Annotated in this window: 14 protein-coding genes; 5 read left to right on the top strand and 9 right to left on the bottom strand. The window is 40.8% G+C overall.

Going from position 1 to position 19,683, the window contains the following annotated elements; translation table 11 throughout:
* Positions 1–182 precede the first annotated feature (182 nt).
* Positions 183–1,157, bottom strand: coding sequence for a DUF4382 domain-containing protein (locus tag HC733_RS03610; protein WP_171624491.1), 975 nt, complete (start codon positions 1,155–1,157; stop codon positions 183–185).
* A gap of 327 nt (positions 1,158–1,484) precedes the next feature.
* Here HC733_RS03610 and HC733_RS03605 point away from each other — a divergent pair, with 327 nt between their 5' ends.
* Together HC733_RS03605 and HC733_RS03600 are read left to right on the top strand one after the other, a co-directional pair.
* Entirely contained in the window at positions 1,485–3,353 is a 1,869-nt protein-coding gene (locus HC733_RS03605; RefSeq protein WP_190363687.1) for a methyl-accepting chemotaxis protein, read from the top strand.
* Between the two features lie 137 nt (positions 3,354–3,490).
* Positions 3,491–7,645, top strand: a complete 4,155-nt coding sequence (locus HC733_RS03600) for a hybrid sensor histidine kinase/response regulator (RefSeq protein WP_190363686.1) — start codon at positions 3,491–3,493, stop codon at positions 7,643–7,645.
* Positions 7,646–8,232: 587 nt separating this feature from the next.
* Here the strand turns inward: HC733_RS03600 and HC733_RS03595 are convergent.
* Positions 8,233–8,823 (bottom strand): class I SAM-dependent methyltransferase, encoded by a 591-nt coding sequence (locus HC733_RS03595; RefSeq protein WP_190363685.1) that lies wholly within the window; start codon positions 8,821–8,823, stop codon positions 8,233–8,235.
* 82 nt (positions 8,824–8,905) lie between these two features.
* On the opposite strand from HC733_RS03595, the gene HC733_RS03590 reads away from it, so the two are divergent.
* Complete coding sequence (locus HC733_RS03590) at positions 8,906–9,304, top strand: helix-turn-helix domain-containing protein (protein WP_190363684.1); 399 nt, start codon at positions 8,906–8,908, stop codon at positions 9,302–9,304.
* A gap of 56 nt (positions 9,305–9,360) precedes the next feature.
* Here the strand turns inward: HC733_RS03590 and HC733_RS03585 are convergent, their stop codons facing one another.
* The 6 genes from HC733_RS03585 to HC733_RS03560 all read right to left on the bottom strand — a co-directional run bounded on the left by HC733_RS03585 (position 9,361) and on the right by HC733_RS03560 (position 14,651).
* Positions 9,361–9,750 (bottom strand): hypothetical protein, encoded by a 390-nt coding sequence (locus tag HC733_RS03585; protein WP_238937419.1) that lies wholly within the window; start codon positions 9,748–9,750, stop codon positions 9,361–9,363.
* Complete coding sequence (locus HC733_RS03580) at positions 9,747–10,595, bottom strand: PhzF family phenazine biosynthesis protein (RefSeq protein ID WP_190363682.1); 849 nt, start codon at positions 10,593–10,595, stop codon at positions 9,747–9,749. Before HC733_RS03580 ends, HC733_RS03585 begins: the two co-directional genes overlap by 4 nt.
* A 31-nt stretch (positions 10,596–10,626) precedes the next feature.
* Positions 10,627–11,256, bottom strand: a complete 630-nt coding sequence (gene upp, locus HC733_RS03575; RefSeq protein ID WP_190363681.1) for a uracil phosphoribosyltransferase — start codon at positions 11,254–11,256, stop codon at positions 10,627–10,629.
* A 12-nt stretch (positions 11,257–11,268) separates the two neighbouring features.
* The gene (locus HC733_RS03570) at positions 11,269–11,817 is read right to left on the bottom strand and encodes an NAD(P)H nitroreductase (RefSeq protein WP_190363680.1); all 549 of its coding nucleotides are present in this window, start codon (positions 11,815–11,817) and stop codon (positions 11,269–11,271) included.
* A gap of 85 nt (positions 11,818–11,902) precedes the next feature.
* A complete protein-coding gene (locus HC733_RS03565) occupies positions 11,903–12,598 on the bottom strand; it encodes an HvfX family Cu-binding RiPP maturation protein (RefSeq protein WP_190363679.1) in 696 nt (231 codons plus the stop codon).
* Between the two features lie 91 nt (positions 12,599–12,689).
* Positions 12,690–14,651: an FAD-dependent oxidoreductase gene (locus tag HC733_RS03560; RefSeq protein ID WP_190363678.1), complete on the bottom strand. Its 1,962-nt coding sequence runs from the start codon at positions 14,649–14,651 to the stop codon at positions 12,690–12,692.
* Between the two features lie 260 nt (positions 14,652–14,911).
* Here HC733_RS03560 and sppA point away from each other — a divergent pair, with 260 nt between their 5' ends.
* On the top strand, positions 14,912–16,780 hold the full coding sequence (gene sppA / locus HC733_RS03555; protein WP_190363762.1) for a signal peptide peptidase SppA: 1,869 nt from the start codon (positions 14,912–14,914) through the stop codon (positions 16,778–16,780).
* A gap of 58 nt (positions 16,781–16,838) precedes the next feature.
* Positions 16,839–17,849: an asparaginase gene (gene ansA / locus HC733_RS03550; protein ID WP_190363677.1), complete on the top strand. Its 1,011-nt coding sequence runs from the start codon at positions 16,839–16,841 to the stop codon at positions 17,847–17,849.
* A gap of 66 nt (positions 17,850–17,915) precedes the next feature.
* On the opposite strand, the gene gndA is transcribed toward ansA, so the two are convergent.
* Positions 17,916–19,289, bottom strand: coding sequence for an NADP-dependent phosphogluconate dehydrogenase (gene gndA, locus HC733_RS03545; RefSeq protein WP_190363676.1), 1,374 nt, complete (start codon positions 19,287–19,289; stop codon positions 17,916–17,918).
* Between the last annotated feature and the right edge of the window lie 394 nt (positions 19,290–19,683).

Here is a 19,683-nt window from a genome sequence, read left to right as displayed (position 1 = left end):
CAGTTGGATCTATCTCGTGTTATAGCTTAGCAAGCTATTCAAAACCAATCAGTTTTACATTACTTTACGAACACATTAACAGAGTAAATTTTCACAATGCAGAATTTAAGGTAGGCAATGAGGCGGCAAAAAACCCAATGACAAATGGGCCATTGGGTTTGGGTTATCTCTAAAAGAGTCGTTTAGGGAGTTGTTTCGAAAGCGACAGTCGTGTTTTGTGACACACTCTGACTTTTTAGTTGGTAGAGTGAAAAATCCACATCCTGCACTTCAACATCATCCAAGTGGCCCAAGCAACTGTACGCGATTTGATACGTTGCAGGTTCGATAAAGGCGATAGCAAATTCATTATTCTCTTCCAACGTTGCAGTTGCAATAGGTGAGTTGCTATCCACCGGGTCTGTTTCAAAAATATCACTCGGCTGTGCGGCTTGCTCATCGTACAAGTAAATCACATGTTTGAACTGACCCTGCTCAGGCGCAAGTTCACTGTTATCAGCAATACATGCCGATTTTAATTCCTCAGAGACTGAACCTGACACGGTGAAAGTCTGCGCTGTATTCTCCAAACGAATCGCCGTCGGTTTCAAGAACACCGTATTGCCACTTTGCGGTGCCACCAAAGAGCGATTAAGGTCAAACTCTAATACAAACGAGTTAGCCCCTTCATTAACAACAACATTGTTAATTTGGATTTCACCGACCCCATCACTCCCCTTACGCTTTACATCAAGCGGTACCTGCGAATCATCGTTATAGACAAGGTGTGACCCTAAAGAAAGGTTATCTACGCTGCTACCATTAACAATGTTTGCTCTTAGCCACTGATATTCGCCAGATTCAAGCTCCACAGAATCTAGCAATGGAAATATCTTATCTCCACTGTAGTCAAGTAGGTTAATGATGATCGGGTTACCATTTTCATCTTTTGTTTCATAGCTTGTCCGCGCATCATCTTTTTGTAGCACAACACCGTCGACCATAACATTGACAGCTTTAACGTTGCTCACTGGCGCATCTGATACTCCTAAAGACATTGTAGTTGTAACAACTGTTGGCGTTGTTTGTGCTGCTGAACTACTTGAATCAGATGAACCGCCACAACCGCCTAAAATGATTGCTGCTGTTATGGATAGTAAATTAGTTAACTTATTCATAAGTTACCCTTTCGATTATTGAGTTAATCACAATGCAATATACAATAATAAAGGACCAATATGAATGCGACTTGAATACGCCTTTAGTATCAACTTTGGCGACAATTGTATCTTTAAAGAATCTAACTCACGTACAAAAGACAGGGATTGGAAAACATCTATTATGATAGAAGCTGGATAAGTAACAAATATATTACATAAATGTTTAAAGCAAATTAATCTAACTGTTTAAAGTTTTGCGATATCTGGTACATTAAAGCAAAACTAACATTGCAAGTTTTTGTTAATGTTTTACATTTATATGATGTCGAGTGTTGGAGATGTGCCGTGAAGTTCAAACACAAAATTGTTATTGTATCCTCGTTAGTCTTGTTTCTTGCGCTCAGCGTTTTATCAATCAAACAATACTTTTCAATTAAACAAAATTTAGAATTACAAGTTAGTCATAGTGTTAATGAAATAATCCAAGGGATCAGTAATACCGTCACAGCACAAATGCAAGGTAGTATCGATTTAGCCACATTGGCGACGTCTTTGATATCCGAAACAGACTCTTTACAAAGTGCATATCCAATTTTATCGCAGCCAAAACTAACAGAACAATTTTTGTTAATTGGCTATGGCGAAGAAAGCACAGGCAAATATATAGCCAGCGATCCTTCTTGGAACCCTGGCCCTACTTGGGATCCTCGTAAAAGGCCATGGTACACTGATGCCAAGGATGCGGGAAAGCTAATAGTCACAGCACCTTATGCCGACTCTGTGAGTAAAGAAATTGTCGTATCTGTTGGTACACCAGTAACAAAGCAAGGTCGTTTTCACGGTGCGTTGTTTTATGATGTGAGTTTAGCCAAGCTTGGCGATATGATTAACTCGTTCAACTTGTTTGATGCTGGTTTTGCGTTCATGGTTAGTACTGATGGCACTATTATTTCTCACCCTAATGTCAGTCTTAACGGTGATAAAGCAAGTAAATTTTTGGGTAATACCGCATTTAGCCAAAACCTACAATACATCACGTTGAACAACACCGAGTATCTCATTGATTTCCAAAAAGTAGAGGGTTTTGACTGGTTAGTCGGTGTGGCATTGGAAAAAGACAAAGTATTTGGGGCTGTTACAGAAGTCACTCAGGACTCTATCTTATTTACTACATTATTTGTGATCATCAGTATCGTGGTTTTATCTTTTGTTATTAACCTCTTACTCAAGCCGCTATCTGATATTAATGATGCAATGGCGAACATTGCTAAAGGGAATGCCGATTTAACGGTAAGACTTAATACCAATAGTGACCCTGAGTTTGCTTCGCTGGCTGAAAATTTCAACCTGTTTACTGCACGTTTGCAACAGCTTATCGCAGATATTCAAGTACTCGGACATGAAATTCTTGAAGACGCCAAACAAACCTCTTCTGGAGCAAACCAATCAAGCAATGCTATTTCAAGGCAGTTAGAATCTCTAACGTCTCTAACTGCAGCGACAGAGCATATGTCTGAAACAGAACAACGTGTCGCCAACTCTGCGCAGGAAGCTGCAGAGGCGATTCAAAATACAGATACAGCTGCAGTTGAAGGGCAAAAGATTGTTGCGCAAACCACTGATACGATAGCTCATTTGTCAGAGCAAATATCAACTGCGGTAGACGTCGTGAATGATTTAGAAGTATCCACAAGCGGTATTGAGCAAATTTTGTCTGTTATCAATGGTATTGCTGAACAAACCAACTTGTTGGCACTAAACGCTGCGATTGAAGCTGCCCGCGCAGGTGAGTCTGGCCGTGGATTTGCGGTTGTTGCAGACGAAGTACGCACCCTAGCCCAACGCACACAAGAGGCCACAACTGAAATTAAAAACATGATTGACCAACTGCAAGCTGGTGCTGTCAATGCAGTACAAGTGATGAAGCAAAGTCAAAGCGTGGTAGAAAAAACAGTGGGTAAAGCAGATGAAACCAGCGATTCACTGCAAGCCATTCGTACTGCGATTGAACACATAGTGCAATTAAATCTGCAAATTGCGGATATGCTTAATGAGCAAAGACAAGTGGTCAGTGAAGTAAACACCAATGCTATGGAGATCAGAAATATCTCTGATATGGTCTTTAATGAAGCAAAAACCGTCGATTACACAATGAAGAGCCAAGTAGAAAAGATAGCAGAACAAGAAAACATGCTAGAGCAGTTTAAGGTTTAAATGCATTTTTTCTCAACTTTAGTTGTATAGCAGTGATTCAAAATACGTGCATTGATATACATACCAACGTAGAGAAATAATGAACAGGTTAATGAACATGAAGTAAGTTTTTAACAATACTTTTAATGAAAGAGCTTATGACTAAATATTTTGTGTACGCATTGCTACTGTTTGCGGTCTTGCAACTCAAGTGTTCTTTTGCCCAATCTGCATTTTTAGTCAATGAGTATTCAGTAAAGACACTCACAGCAGAAGATGGTTTTGTTTCTTCCGAAATTTATTCTATTATCCAAGATCATCAAGGATTGCTCTGGTTTGGTACTGCCGAAAATGGCGTCATGCGTTTTGATGGACGCAAAGTCACTCTGTTTGAATTTGATAACATGAGCGAAAATACGCTATCTCACAATGATGCAGGAAATCTCATGCTAGATAATTATGGCAATATATGGATTGGTACCTGGGGAGGAGGCGCTAATCGATACGACCCCAAAACAGGAAAATTTACAAACTTTCTTCACGACCCTAAACGAACAGATTCGATTTCCGCAAACAGGATCCAATCACTACATCATGATCAAGAGGGCATTATTTGGCTTGGCTCCTACGATCAAGGATTAAATCGTTATTTAGGTGACGGTAGATTCGGCCATCTTAAGCAAGATAATTCTGCTCTTACTCACAATCGAATTTGGGACATAGAAGATAATGATAAACACTCAATTTGGGTCGCGACTAGTTATGGTTTAAACCTCTACAATAAACTGTCAAACACCCTCCTATACTATTTACCAGACCCTACAAACAATACACCGACTGGTGCCAACGAAATTAGGCATATTTTAAAAAGTAGTGATGGAACAATATATGTGGGCACCCAAAAAGGCTCATTTGTTTTTGATACCGACTCAACGAACTTTACACCTATTAGCGCACCTAATGGTGAGAGCTTAGGCCAAGTAAATTCGATGATAGAAGATAGCGAAGGTTTTATTTGGTTCGTAACCAGCAATGGTGTATTCAGGTACTCCAGTGCTGTTGATAAAATTGAACAGTTAGACCTTGCTCATAATAACGGCTTAAGAATTATTTTTGAAGACAGTGCCAAAACACTTTGGATCACAAACGAAGTACATGGTATATACAAACTTGTACGACATAGAAAATTCAAGTCACTAAAACATCCTGAGCTAAGCGCTCCCAACGGAATTTTACCCGATAAAGACGGTGATATTTTAATTGCGAACTCAAAGTCTGAAATTTTTAAGTGGCACTCGGGGGAGCAAAGGCTAAGCAAATTATCAGGTGCTGTTTTTAATGAAAAAAATGGCTTCAACAATAACCGTCTATTAGAACGACCAGTTCTATTTTTAGCCAATAACAACCTATTATGGGTCGCTCAAGACGAAGGCTTAGCCAAGTTTGATCTTATTAAAAATAGCGTTCAGTTAGTGACCTATCCCAAAGATGATCCGAAGCACCAAGAGTTTAGGGAAATTAAGGCATTGAGCCAAGACACAAATGGTCATATTTGGATAGGCACATATAAAAACGGGGTGTATTTATACAATCCACACCGTAACTCGTTCACCCACTTAAGTACTGCAGCTGGTTTGTCTCACCCTGAAGTTCTCGAAATATTTAAAGATCAAGACCGCAATATGTGGGTTGGCACTGGAGATGGTATTAATATTTGGCTACAAAATGAACAGCGCTTTTTACCTCTAAAAAGTAATCAATATCAATCTGACAGTCTTTTGGGCAGTATTGTGCAAGACATCCATCAAGTAAGTGATGGCAAAATATGGATTGCGACCCAAAAGGGACTCAACTTGTATCAACCTGAATCACATAGCTTTCAACACTTTAACGAACAGCATGGGTTACCTACCAATCTAATCAGAGCTATTTCGGATGACGATGAGGGCCACTTATGGCTAACCACAAACAAAGGCATTTCTAGATTTAACATTTTAAATCATACGGTTAAAAACTTTGATAGTCAAGATGGTTTATTGGGCATCAATTACTACCCTAGTAGCTTAGTAAAAGGTGCAAATACAACTTTATTTACAAGTAGTCCTAGAGGTGTAGAATACTTTAGTACCCACTCACTACGCTCCGATGTTATTGATCCAAATATTGTTTTGACTGGCTTTAATATAATGGGCCAAGCTGTTTCCCTTGATCTCCCCTATTCCTATGTCACTGACATTGAGATATCTCATTTAGACTATGTATTCTCTCTTGAGTTTTCAGTTCTTGACTTTACCTCCCCTCAAAAAAATCAATATGCTTATAAACTGGAGGGATACGATAAGCACTGGATAGAGATCGGTAATCGTAATATGGCTACTTTTACAAACCTTGATGGCGGAGATTATCGGTTTTTAGTTAAGGCTACTAATAGTAACGGCGAGTGGGGAGATAAATTACTCACCATAAACCTGCACGTTGCACCTCCATTTTGGCAAACTTGGTGGGCCTACATTTTCTATCTATTATTCATTAGCGCTATTGTCTTTATGGTTATTTATCTAAGAACTCGTTTGCAGCGATTGGAGATCAATAGACAAAAACAATTTGTATCTCAGCTCGAAAAGCAAGTTTCAGAGAAAACAGCATCTTTAGCTGCACAAGCAAAGGATTTAGCTACTGCGTTGGTAAAAGCTGAAGAAGCAACCCAACTCAAGTCAGATTTTCTCGCAAACATGAGTCATGAAATTAGAACTCCGATGAATGGCGTCATTGGAATGTTAGAGCTTCTAAAATCAGATTCACTTCGCCCTGAACAAAAACATGCGATAGATATTGCAAGTACGAGTGCAGGCTCTCTTCTAACGCTAATCAACGATATTTTAGACTTTTCTAAAATCGAAGCTGATAAGCTAGAACTAGAGTGCATTGATTTTGATTTTATTGAACTTTTGGAAATACTCGCTGAATCAATGGCGTTATCAGCGCAAAGTAAAGGCATTGAAATTGTGCTTAACTTAGCTGACATACACACTCCTATTTTGCGTTCAGACCCCAATCGGATTCGGCAAATTTTTAGCAACATTATTAGTAACGCCATCAAATTTACCGAGCGAGGTGAAGTTACCATCGTAGCTAAGCTTATGCCAATAGAGAGTAGCGACCGTTATATTTTGAGCTGCGAGATCTCTGATACAGGTATTGGAATCCCAAAAAACAAACTCGCTTCATTATTTGACTCTTTTAGCCAAGTAGATGCATCAACCACACGTAAATATGGCGGTACAGGACTTGGTTTAAGCATCACTAAACGGTTATGTCAGATGCTAAATGGCGATGTATCAGTAGTAAGCGATGAAGGGGGCGGCAGCCGCTTTACGGTGACTTGCGAAGTTACTCTAGCAGGACCTAAAAGGATATATCAGTTTGATGAAGTGAAGCTACACGTACTAATTGCAACCAGTAACACAGCATCGCGTAAAGCAATTAAAAATCAACTTGAATGCTGGGGTGTGACTGTAAAAGAGGCTGATCAGCTCACCTCCCTTCTAAACATACTTGAACAACACAATCTCAGTCACCTAGAAAACTACCAGCCTTTTGATATCGTTTTTTATGATAAGGGGTTATTAAATATCCAAAATAGATCTTTTGCGGATAAACTACAAAAAGATGTAAGCTTTACACCTGTAAAATTTGTTGCGATGACCGAGTTTGAAGATTACTACCAACATGGTCAAGAACATAACTCTGACACTGAACAATATTTGTGTAAGCCGGTTACCCAAACAGCTCTTTTGCATGTGTTATCAGCCTCGAATCGCAAAGCTTGGTCAATCGTTGAACAACAGAATAATTTGAATCAATTGATTAAGGATTCCTCCACTGATGTATGCGAATTTAATTGGGCTGACAATACTCGCGTATTGCTTGTGGAAGATAACAAAATAAACCAGCTTGTTGCACTAAAGGTGTTACAAAACATTGGCCTTGAAGTTCAAATTGCAGCAAACGGTATACAAGCGCTTGAAAAAATTCGTACCCAAGCTGATACAGAACCATTTAGTATAATTCTAATGGACTGCCAGATGCCACAAATGGATGGATATCAAGCAACAGAAAATATTCGAAATGGTAGCTGTGGCGAAGCGATGGTATCTATTCCTATTATTGCCATGACAGCAAATGCTATGCAAGGAGATAGGCAAAAGTGTCTCGATGCTGGAATGGATGACTACCTCACTAAACCCATTGTCGCTCAAAAAGTAATTGAAAAACTCGCTCTGTGGCTTTCAAAGCCAGCGACTAAAAACTAACAGGCACAAAATAATTGCTTGTTGAGTAACTCAGAAAAACGCCGTTGATAAGCAATGCTGTGATAATCCAGCAGACTCCAGGCTTGAACAAGGGCTTTTAATTAGTCAGTTTTTGCAAAGTTACTTTACCCCAAATCAAATATCGATATTTCCACGATCAAATTGTCCACTGCCCGTGTTATGACTCAGTGATAAAAACAACCTCAAATCGGTTTACTTTCCAATTAGAAGACCACCTAACAGATTCAATCAAAATCAGACAGTTACAGAAATTTGTTACTGGGTTAATCCGCGTAACCCAGACACGGGAGAAGTGAAATGTTACAGCAGTGCATTTTTGCGCATTTCCATACTGAATTTGCTAGCTGTAGCTCACTTACGGGGGAGTGGAAAAACTGAACAAACGTAGCAGCCCAGAATAGTTCGTTCTGGTAATGGATTGATATCAATACCTTGGTCGTATCCATTATCCCAAGTCCAGGTTACATTGTGATATCCTAAAAAACTAAAAATAACAACGACACCTTTTTTGCAGTCGAGCTTATTTCAACATTGCTTGTCTGATTTTCATCATTTGATTTAAAAATTTAGCCATACTTTGTCGCAATCGCTTGCACCACAGCACCTAACCCTGTGTGAAAATCCCCTTCGATTATTTCCCTCTCGAGCTCAAAAAGATGGTTAAACTCTAGATTCGGTAGTTCTCGTGTTAATGTTGCCTTGGTTTGCATAGTATCAATACAATCCCCTCCACCAGTGCCGTAGCGAAGCTGTTTAGGGGTATAAGATTCCGTTAAAAACACACCTCCATTTAGCAATCCTTTCTCTACTTTTTGATAAACCAACTTTCTTATTGATGATGGTAAAGGGCAAAGTATTGAAATGATGCCATGCCATTGATTTTCGCCAAACTCAAACTCGGCTAAATCTGCATGAATGCACTCAATTGACACACCATGAAGACTTGCGAGTTTGTGTGCCTTTTCTAAACCGACTGCTGAGCTATCAACCGCTGTAACTTTATAGCCCAACCGAGCAAGAAATACTGCATTACGGCCCTCGCCCTCCGCTAGGCTGAGTATTCTTCCTTTAGGCAAAGACTGAACGCGCTCTTTTAAAAAATCGTTCGGGCGTGTTCCATATACATACTGCTTTGAATTGTACCTTTCATCCCACATAAATAGATCCTCTTGGCTGCTACTTGATAATTATGCGACCATGCTACAACTTCAAGTCAACTTTAAGTCAAGGGCATTTGTTATGGATATTGGGGAAGCGGCAAAACGCTCAAACCTACCCGCATCTACGATACGTTACTACGAAGAAATAGGCTTAATTAAATCAATTGGACGCTGTGGTATAAAAAGAGTATTTGCCAGTGATATTGTGCAAAGGCTGGCTTTTATTTCACTGGGGCGCGCAGCTGGATTATCTCTTGATGAGATTAAACAGATGCTATTGCATGGCAATATGCAGGTTAATAGAGATTTGTTGCTTTCAAAAGCTGATGAGATAGAGGCTCAAATCAACCAACTGACTTTGATGCGAGATAGTCTTCGCCATGCGGCTAATTGCCCAGCTGCCGACCATTTTGAGTGTCCGAAATTCCTAAAACTATTGAAGCTGGCTACTGGGCGATGGAATAAATCTCGACGTTAATACAGTTATTTTTAAATACTTGTACAAAGAACTCGCCAGTTTACAACTCAGCGAATTTATTTCAATCGTGTCAAAATAAAATCAACACTCACAACACAGCATGCAAGGAGCAAAGATAGTCCGCTGAGCACCATAATGGGTTCATTAAATAATCCCTGATACATCACAAAACCCAAAACAGCGCATCCAAGCTGCGACACGACAACGTGTAATAAAGAAATAGCTGGATATTTAAGTGCGCTCACTGACATAACCAATAAAGAAAGCAGGCCTATGATAGCGAAAACAAGACTCAATACAGCAGCAATGCTTAAGTGAAAATCGCGAATAAACACCCATATGCTCACCAAGCTTATGCCAAACCACACAAAGGCTGCAGGCCAGACTAATATGCGTAATACAAACTTAATCAAAGTTGCTTTCATACTTAGGAGGTTAGCTTTCATTGAGGAATAAAAGAACCCACTTTTGTAACATATCCGCTGACAACCACATCCGAGATCTGATCTCGTTCGCAAACAAGCTCAACGTCAATTTCACTTGGTCTATCAACAAAGCGACCTTGTTTAATCGTTACCTTTTTATGGGTTGTTAAGCCATGTTCAAATAAATACACCGCAACGGGCCCTGCGGCACTGCCTGTAGCTATATCCTCTACAGAGCCTCGGTTATCCCACGTTCGACCTTCAAAATTATTAATATCAACTAGATATAAAAATTTCGCGTGATACTTTTCGAGCATGGTTTCAAGTTCTGTTGTTTTAAATACTACTTTGCTCAAACCATGTTCAATGGGCACAACTAAATAAGGCAACCCCGTACTTATCACTTGCGCCGAATAGTCATGGGGCTGTAAATGGCCAATCCCGAGAGCTTCATAAAACGGCTCCGCCTGCGCTGCGCTGAGGGTTGCAATAAATTCAGGCACACCTTGGTGCATTGACGCTTTAAAATGTTTACCTTCCCAAAAACTCGAAAGTTCTACCACGGTGTGATTTAGCTCAATAGACCAATGGCATTGTTCGTTTGGTGTACCAATACTTTCATGCAGATGATACGCAAGACCCAGCAGTGGATGCCCTGCAAAATCAAGCTCTTCTTCCATGGTAAAGATCCATGCGCGGTAAGGTTGTGCGTTTGTATTAACAAAAATCGACTCAAACTGACGCATCTCCCTTGTCCACGCCTGCATCTTGCGCTTGTCTAGATGCTCGTCAAAATCATAAAAGATAGTTAAACCATTACCTTGCAGTTTTTGCTTACTAAATACATCGACGAGTTTGCAATGCATACTTATATCCTAAACGAGGTGTTGTACTAATCTAAACCGTACCAAAAATCTTATCACCCGCATCACCAAGGCCAGGTACTATATAGCCGTGCTCATTTAAATGGCTATCCAAAGCTGCGGTGTAAATTTCAATATCAGGGTGCGCCTCTAAGGTTGCTTTAACACCTTCAGGTGCGGCAACTAAAACAATGGCTTTAATGTGTGTACACCCAGCACTTTTGAGCATATCAATGGTCGCAATCATCGAACCACCGGTTGCGAGCATTGGATCTATGACCAAACTTAAGCGCTGCTCAATTTTGCCAACCAGTTTTTCAAAGTATGGAACAGGCTCAAGGGTTTCTTCGTTTCTTTGCAGCCCTACTACGCTCACTTTAGCGGACGGAATTAATTCCATCACACCATCCATCATGCCCAAGCCCGCGCGTAAAATCGGCACTACCGTTATCTTTTTGCCTTGTAGTTTATTAACTTCTATCTCATCACCTTGCCAGCCTTTAATAAGGTTAGCTTGCAAAGGCAAGTCTTTGGTTGCTTCGTAAGTGAGCAATGTACCAATTTCACTCACTAATTCCCGAAAGCTTTTGGTGCTGATCCCATATTCTCTTAATAACGCTAGTTTATGTTGTACTAATGGATGGTCAATAACATGCAGTGACATAGCAAAAACCCTTTAAAGCTCAGTAAAAAATGTGTCTGGTGTGTGTCGTACTGGTTTTGTACACTCTACAGTGGGCGTACCCAAATATAGATAACCAACAATTTCATCTTTCTCATTTAACCCTAGCAGAGATTTTACAGTTGGGCTTTGTGCAAAATAGCCCGTTCTCCACACTCCAGATAAACGTTGTGCAAAGGCAGCCTGCTGCATTGCAAATACACTGCACGCTGCACTTTCAATTTGTTCAATTCTGGGAACTTTTGGGTGTTCTTGATAAGGCGAAACGGTAATAATGATCATCGGCGCACGCTGAGGCAGTGCTTTTGCACGACTGATTGTTCTTTCATCTTGCTCTTCCGCAACAGCCGCTTGGTAGTAAATTTCACCTAATTTATCGCGTGCATCATCAGCAACAATAATAAACTGCCAAGGCGTTAAACCACCATGATCTGGCACTTTAAGGGCCGCTTTTTTTATTACTTCGAGTTGTTCAGCTGATGGGCCAGGAAAAGATAAATTGCTATCTGATTGACGGGTGGTAAGTAGTTCGATGGCATCCATTTTTTATTACCTCAAAATCTATTTTTTATTGGCCAAGAGGATACCATCGTAAGCATTCATCATCTATCTATGACGCGTTTTTTCTTTAATTTTCAAACTTATTTTCGAAATGCTGCTTTAACCAATAGTCAAAACTGACAAAGCGCCCACCGCTGGTAAACAATAAACTGAGCAACATCACAAAATAAATGGCCGAAAACTCTATACCGTTGTTCAAAATTACTATATTGCCTTTTTCATATAGGTAATCTGGATAACCATGGGTTTCAACTAAAGACTTGATCTTATCTAATCGCTCTGCTACTTGCTCACTGTTATTCAAACTCTCTTGGGCTGCAGAAAACCCCAGCCAGTTAAACACCTGTGCTGCACTGGTTTGTGGGTTGCTTGGCGCTACCGAAAACCAACCATTGTCCCAATGCACACTGGTTGCAGCAACAAACATAGTGAACAACAAAGGAATACTAACAAGCCGCGTCAATAAGCCAATAAGCAGTAACCAGCCGCCCAAAAACTCACTCCATCCAGCTAAAAAGGCTAAAACATCAGGAAAAGGTAAACCCAACCCCCACTGCTCATTACCAAACCACGAGATAACATTTTGATCAGCCAGTAAGTTATTAGGAAAGCCAATGTCATCATTGGCAATGTTCAGTTTGTTGTAGCCTGCAATTATCATCACCGGCGCAACGATTAGCCTCATCAGTAAAGCAGGTAAACCATCAAAGATACGTATTTTTGAGAAAATGGTGTGGTAGGTTTTATAAAGGGTATGATGCATAAGCGGCCTATCTAATAATTGATGATATTTATTATTAGTCTAGACCGCACTAAGCTTTTGTTTATTACAAACTAAATATAATTAGCACATTTTAAATTAAACGTGCCGCTTGCAGCGCCTCATAAATAGCGCGTTTTGCGTCGATTGCACTGGCTAATTTAGCCCCTCCAATAACATGATGGTTTGTAGGTAAGCTTTCTTTATCAAACAACTGATCGTTAGATACCTGACCAATACACGCAATTACAGTGTCTACGTCTAGCCATTTTTCCTCGCCCGCTTGTTTGATCAACAAGCCTTTGTTTGAAAACGCCAGATATTCACATTCAGCCAATTGTTCTACTTCATGCTGCTTTGCAACTTGGCGGTGGATCCAGCCCGTAGTCTTACCCAGCTCACTACCAAAGCGGCCTGCACTGCGCTTGAGCATGTATAGCTTGCGTGGGTCTTTGAGAGGCTGAGGCTCACACTCAATACCCCAGTGATGCTTAAACTCTTCAATTGACTGCTCTGGCTTTTCAGCTAAGAAGGCAACCATATCAAAGCCGATTCCACCTGCACCTAAAATCGCTATTTTATCGCCCAATTCTACATTTTTGCGGATCACTTCGTCATACGCAAACACCCGCTTACCATCACTGCATTCAATATTTGACAATCGAGGACTCACTCCGGTGGCAAACACCACGTCGTCATAGTCATTAGACATAGCGTCCTCGTATGACGTATTAAGATCGATTTTCACTTCAAGTCGCGACAATTCTGATAAGTAGTAAGCCAGTGTCTTTTTAAAGTCTTCTTTACCTGGGATCCGCATAGCCAAATTAAACTGTCCGCCTGGCTCTGCGTTTTTATCGATGACTCTAACCTCATGACCTTTAGTTGCCAAATAGTAGGCTGCCGATAAACCAGCTGGGCCCGCACCAACAACTAATACACGCTTTTTGTTAGTTGCTTTGTCAAGAGGATAATCAAGTTCATAGCCCGCTTGTGGGTTAACTAAACAAGTCGCCCTTTTGTTTTTGAACACGTGATCTAAGCAGCCCTGATTACAGCCGATGCAAATATTGATTTGCTCACTGTGGTTCGCAGCGTACTTATTAAAAAACTCTGGGTCAGCCAATAGCGGTCTTGCCATTGAGATAAGATCAGCTTCTTGGTTGTTTAAAATATCATTTGCAATATCAGGTGTATTAATGCGGTTAACGGCAATAACTGGAATATCGACCACATCTTTTAAGCGTTTTGACGCTTCTTTGAAAGCCCCCGGAGGCACCATGCTGGCGATGGTTGGCACTCTGGCCTCATGCCAACCAATACCCGTGTTTAAAATATCAACGCCGGCAGCTTCTAATGCTTTAGCTTGTAACGTCACCTCTTGCGGGGTTGAACCATTTGGGATCAGGTCCATCACAGACAGTCTAAAAATGATTAAGAACTTGTCAGATACAGCAGCGCGTACAGCTTTTACTATCTCAATAGCTAAGCGCATACGATTTTCAAGCGTGCCGCCGTACTCATCATCACGCTTATTGGTGTGGTTAGCCATAAATTCATTAATTAGGTAGCCTTCCGAGCCCATGATCTCAACACCATCATAGCCCGCCTTTTGTGCCAACTTAGCCGAGTGAGCAAAGTCTTTGATGGTACTTTTAATCATCCCTTTTGACATTGCTTTGGGCTTATAAGGGTTGATAGGCGCTTTGATTGCGCTAGGTGCCACATTAAATGGATGATATGCATAGCGCCCTGCATGCAATAATTGCAAACAGATTTTTGCACCATGCTTGTGAACAGCTTTGGTGTAAGCTTTATGCTTTATCACGTCATAGAACGAGTTAAACGAAGACGAAATGGGTGTTAACTTGCCACGTAGGTTTGGACTGTACCCGCCGGTGATTAATAATCCAGTGCCTCCTTTAGCTCGGGCTTCGTAAAACGCACTTAGCCTTTTGCGATTATGCCATCCTTCTTCTAATCCTGTATGCATCGAACCCATTACTAAACGGTTTCTAAGCGTTGTGTGTTTTAATTCTAATTGTTTTTCTAACATTACCTGCCCCAACTAACTGGTCTAACCTGTGCAACATTAACAATTTTTTTCAAATTAGCAAGCTCAACAGTCAGTAAATTAATTGTTTACAACAACTACTCCCCTTTTAACCTTCTACTTTAAAAGCCTTTTTGCTTGGTTTTCAGTCAAACAGGAAAGTTTAAATACTTCGTTACGTTTTTGTCCTAACACGGCAATACAAACTGAGTTATGATAAATCCATATAGTAGGCAGTTCTTTTATGAGGATATGTTTTGAATCTGATCGGTAAATTTTTTAAAGCCTTGTGGCACGGCCTGAACTTTTCACGCCGCCTAATATTGAATTTGATTTTTTTCGTGATAATAGTCGCAGCGTTAATCGCTGCATTTAGTAGTGATGAAAAAATCACGGTGTCAGACAACAGTGTATTACGGCTCAATCTCAATGGCTTTTTAGTCGAAGAGCTTACCTATGTTGACCCACTCGATGCGGCACTTAATGACTTACGGGATTCTGGCGATCAACCAAACGAAATATTGTTAGATGACGTTTTAAAAGTTATTCACAAAGCAACTGAAGACGAGCGAATTCAAGTTTTATTACTAGATTTAGAAAACTTATATGGTGGACACCTAGATAAGCTTGAAGTGATTAGTCAGGCAATCGACCAATTCAAAGCTGCCAACAAAAAAGTCATCGCCCATGGTTCTTACTACTCTCAAGCGCAATATTATTTAGCTGCCCATGCTGATAATATCTCATTGCACCCTTATGGCGGCGTTAAGATTAAAGGTTTTTCATCTTATCCGATGTATTTCAAAGACGCGTTAGACAAATTAAAGGTGACGCCACATATTTTCCGCGTTGGTACATACAAGTCTGCGATAGAGCCACTCATTCGTAATGATATGTCAGATGCTGCAAAAGAAGCTAACCGTTTATGGCTCGGCGAATTGTGGCAACAATATAAAAGCGAGATCAGTGATGCGCGTCAGTTCAATCAAGATAACTTTGATGAAACATTAGATAGCTACCAAGCAAAAATACAAGCGGTACAAGGCGACTTTGCTCAGTATGCTCTTACCAATGGTTGGGTAGATGAGCTTAAAACTGATCAGCAACTACAAGCAGAACTTATTGATTTAGTTGGTCTTGATAAAAGTGGTAAAACGTTTAAGCAAATTTCGTTCTACAAATATTTAGACTTGATTAAGCCTCCAGTGAAGTTCGAAAACCCCGTCTCGGAGAAGGTCGCGGTTATCGTAGCACGTGGCTCGATTGAAGATGGCAAACGCAAAGCGGGAACCATCGGTGGCGACTCAACCGCTGCACTGCTTAAAAAAGCGCGCCTAAATGATAAAGTTAAAGCGGTGGTTCTGCGTATTGATTCTGGCGGTGGCAGTATGTTCGCTTCAGAAACAATCCGTAACGAAGTTATCGCAATAAAAGCCGCAGGAAAGCCGATTGTAGCGTCTATGGGCTCTGTTGCAGCTTCAGGTGGTTATTGGATTGCAGCATCTGCTAACGAAATTTGGGCAGCACCTAGTACCATCACAGGTTCTATCGGTGTATTCGGCGCAATCTTGACCTTTGAGAACTCGTTAAAAGAGCTTGGTATTCATTCCGATGGTGTTTCCACTACCGAGCTTAACTCTGTTTCAATTGCTCGTGGTGTTGACCCTCAAATTAAAGATATTTACCAACTAAGCGTAGAAAATTCGTATGATAAATTTATCTCCTTAGTTGCAAAAGAGCGTAACATGGACAAAGCCGCTGTAGACAAAGTTGCGCAAGGTCGCGTTTGGACGGCTACACAAGCGAAAGAGTTCGGCTTGATTGATAATCTAGGTTACAAGGAAGACGCGATTAAAGCAGCAGCTAAACTCGCTAACCTAGATTTCTATGATGTGATCACAATTGAGCAAGAGCTATCAGAGAAAGAGCAGCTACTTCGTGAAATTTTCGGTTCAGCAACCGTGCAAGCTGCGCTTGCTGGGGTATCAACAAACTCTGCTATCAATGTTTTAACAAATGGGTATCTAGCGCCGATCACCTCGCAAGTTAAACAAAACTTGTCTCTACTTAATGAGTTTAATGATCCAAACGGAACCTATGTTCGCTGCCTAGTCTGCGAAGTCACTTTCTAACTGCCAATGTGATGCTGCAGTTGATATACTTAGCCCAGAATGTATTCTGGGCTTTTTTATGAAAAGAAAAAAAATATACATCGCTTATACTGGCGGTACCATAGGTATGAAGCAGTCAAGTCGTGGTTATATCCCCGCTGAAGGCTATCTTACAGAAACAGTCAAAAATAATGCTGAGTTTACTCGCGAAGAAATGCCTTTATTCGATATTCATGAATATTGTCCCTTGATTGATTCATCCGATATGTCGCCCTTACATTGGCAAATGATCGCTGATGATATTCAAAAAAAGTATGAACAATACGATGGTTTTGTGGTACTACACGGTACCGACACCATGGCTTATACTGCATCAGCGCTGTCGTTTATGTTTGAAAACTTGACGAAGCCAGTCATCGTAACGGGGTCTCAAATTCCACTGTCTCAATTACGCTCCGACGGTCAGGTTAACTTACTCAACGCAATGTACTTAGCTGCTAACTACCCGATTGCAGAAGTAAGCCTGTTTTTTAACAACAAACTGTTTAGAGGCAATCGAGCAACTAAAGCTCATGCTGATGGTTTTGATGCTTTCGCTTCACCAAATTTACAACCACTTGCTCAATCTGGTATCAATATACAGTTGAAAGAAGGTAAACTCAGTCCATATGTCGAACAAGCACTGCAAGTAACAAACATAGTGCCCCAACCTATTGGCATTTTATATTTGTATCCTGGGATCAGTGACGAAATCATCAATAGCGTCATCAATAGCAACATTAAAGCCTTAATCTTACTGAGCTTTGGGGTTGGTAATGCACCTCAGCAGCCAAACTTTCTTGCTTCTTTAAAAGCAGCCAGTGAACGCGGTGTGGTGGTCATCAATTTAACGCAGTGTATTCAAGGTCAGGTTAATATGGGCGGCTATGCCACTGGCAATGCACTGCTCAATAGCGGTGTACTCAGTGGCTTTGATATGACTATAGAGGCCTGTATTGCGAAACTACACTACTTATTTAGCCAAAAGCTTGAGTTAGAAACCGTTAGACATCTGATGCAAGATAATCTACGTGGCGAAATGACAAGATGAATAACGCTAGAGCAATAAAATAGCCGACTTATCGTCGGCTATTTTATTGCTCTAGCGTTATGTTGATTAACGTACTTTAGCGTCTATATCTACCAAGTCAGTTAAATGGCACGTCTCACCACTGTGGGTTTTAATGCCATGTTCACCAAAATAATCCCTTTGAGCTTGCACCAGATGACCATTACTTGGTGTACTCAATGTCGCTATATAGGTTTGTGTTGACGACAGTACAGGGAATGCTAAACCGCTTGCAATCGCAAGCCCCGTTACTTTGCGAAGCGATGAGGCTTCTTTATCGAGTGTGTCGATAAACTCAACACCCTGCGCAATATCATCAAGGTAGTCGGCTCTGATGATACAACCAGCACGCCAAGTTTGTAGCGTTTTTGCCAAATCAACTTTCCATTGATGTGCGCGAGATGCCCCTTTTATCAAAGCAAGCCCTTGTCGGTAGCACAATAAACTTGCTAAATAAAATGCTTCTTTGAGTTCTTCTAAGTCAACATCAATGGCAACCGTATCTTTACTTGCATACGTCATTTCTTTTGCTGCATGGGTATCTATGGTATTCGTTAAATGCCTTGCTTGCACAGCGGCAACCAATGATGGTACGGCTATACCAAGTTCTAAGGCATTTTGCGCAGTCCAAAGACCAGTTCCCTTTGCGCCAACTTTATTATCGATTAGATCAACCAATGGCTCAGATTCTTCAGTTTCAAGACTAAGAATATGGCTGGAAATAGATAGCAAGTAGCTATTTAAAGGGCCTTGTGACCACTGTTCAAAAATTGCTGCGACTTCTTTTGGAGAGCGCCCGGTACCGTGGCGTAGCAGCTGATATGTTTCAGCAATAAGTTGCATCAGCGCATATTCAATGCCGTTATGCACCATTTTCACAAAGTGACCACTGGCTGATTGGCCAACACGAGCAAAACACGACTCGCCATTATAGCTGGCGGCAACTTTTTCAAACCATGGCTCGACACGCTCCCAGCCACCTTCTGAACCACTTGCCATCATCGCAGGACCATGACGCGCGCCTTCAGCACCGCCTGAAATACCCATAGTGGCAAATTCAAATTTATTCTGATATTTCAATTTGCGAGCGATACCATCTTTGTAATTACTGTTACCACAGTCAACAATGATATCCTCTTTAGACACGCCTGCTTCAATTAAGTCAACACACACTCTATCAACTAATTCGCCAGCCGGAACCAATAGTAAAATTGAACGTGGCGACTCTAGGCGCCTAACCATATCACCGAGATCTGAAACTATGTGTAAACGCTCGGCTAAGCCCAAAGATTGAGCACAGCTTAATAGCTCTGCGCCTGCGTCGGGGTTCGTGTCATAGGCAACTAGTGTTAACCCCTTTTCAATAAGATTCAGCGCGAGGTTTTTACCCATCACACCCAAACCAACTAATGCAACTTGCATTTAGTTTCCTCCTCGGTAACTACAATATTGTGAGTATTTGTATTTCTTGGTCATTATACCCCAGCTAGGCTAAGATGCTAAATTATGCTCTTTGGCATGTATTAGGGGCTTAGATTTTGTCTCGGGTTCATTACAAGGCCATTGAGAAAGTACAAAAATCACTCACAGGTAAACTTTTTTGCAACGGTATCAGTGATTGACCTACACTGACACCGGTGTCATAATGACGTCATACAGATCATATAATTTAATCTAGTCGTTAAAAAGCCTTTTGAGTTAATTCTTTACGAACTAGAGTAATTTGCAGCAAATATGGCGTGAGATGGTTTTATTTGCTAACAAATGATGTTGTAAAAGATTTGGTATAAATAACATAACCCTATGGATATAGGCC

Source organism: Pseudoalteromonas sp. S16_S37 (assembly GCF_014694405.1).
In the GTDB taxonomy this organism is placed as follows: domain Bacteria; phylum Pseudomonadota; class Gammaproteobacteria; order Enterobacterales; family Alteromonadaceae; genus Pseudoalteromonas.
The sequence above is the reverse complement of the archived record's forward strand: the minus strand, read 5'-3'. Positions and strand labels throughout refer to the sequence as shown.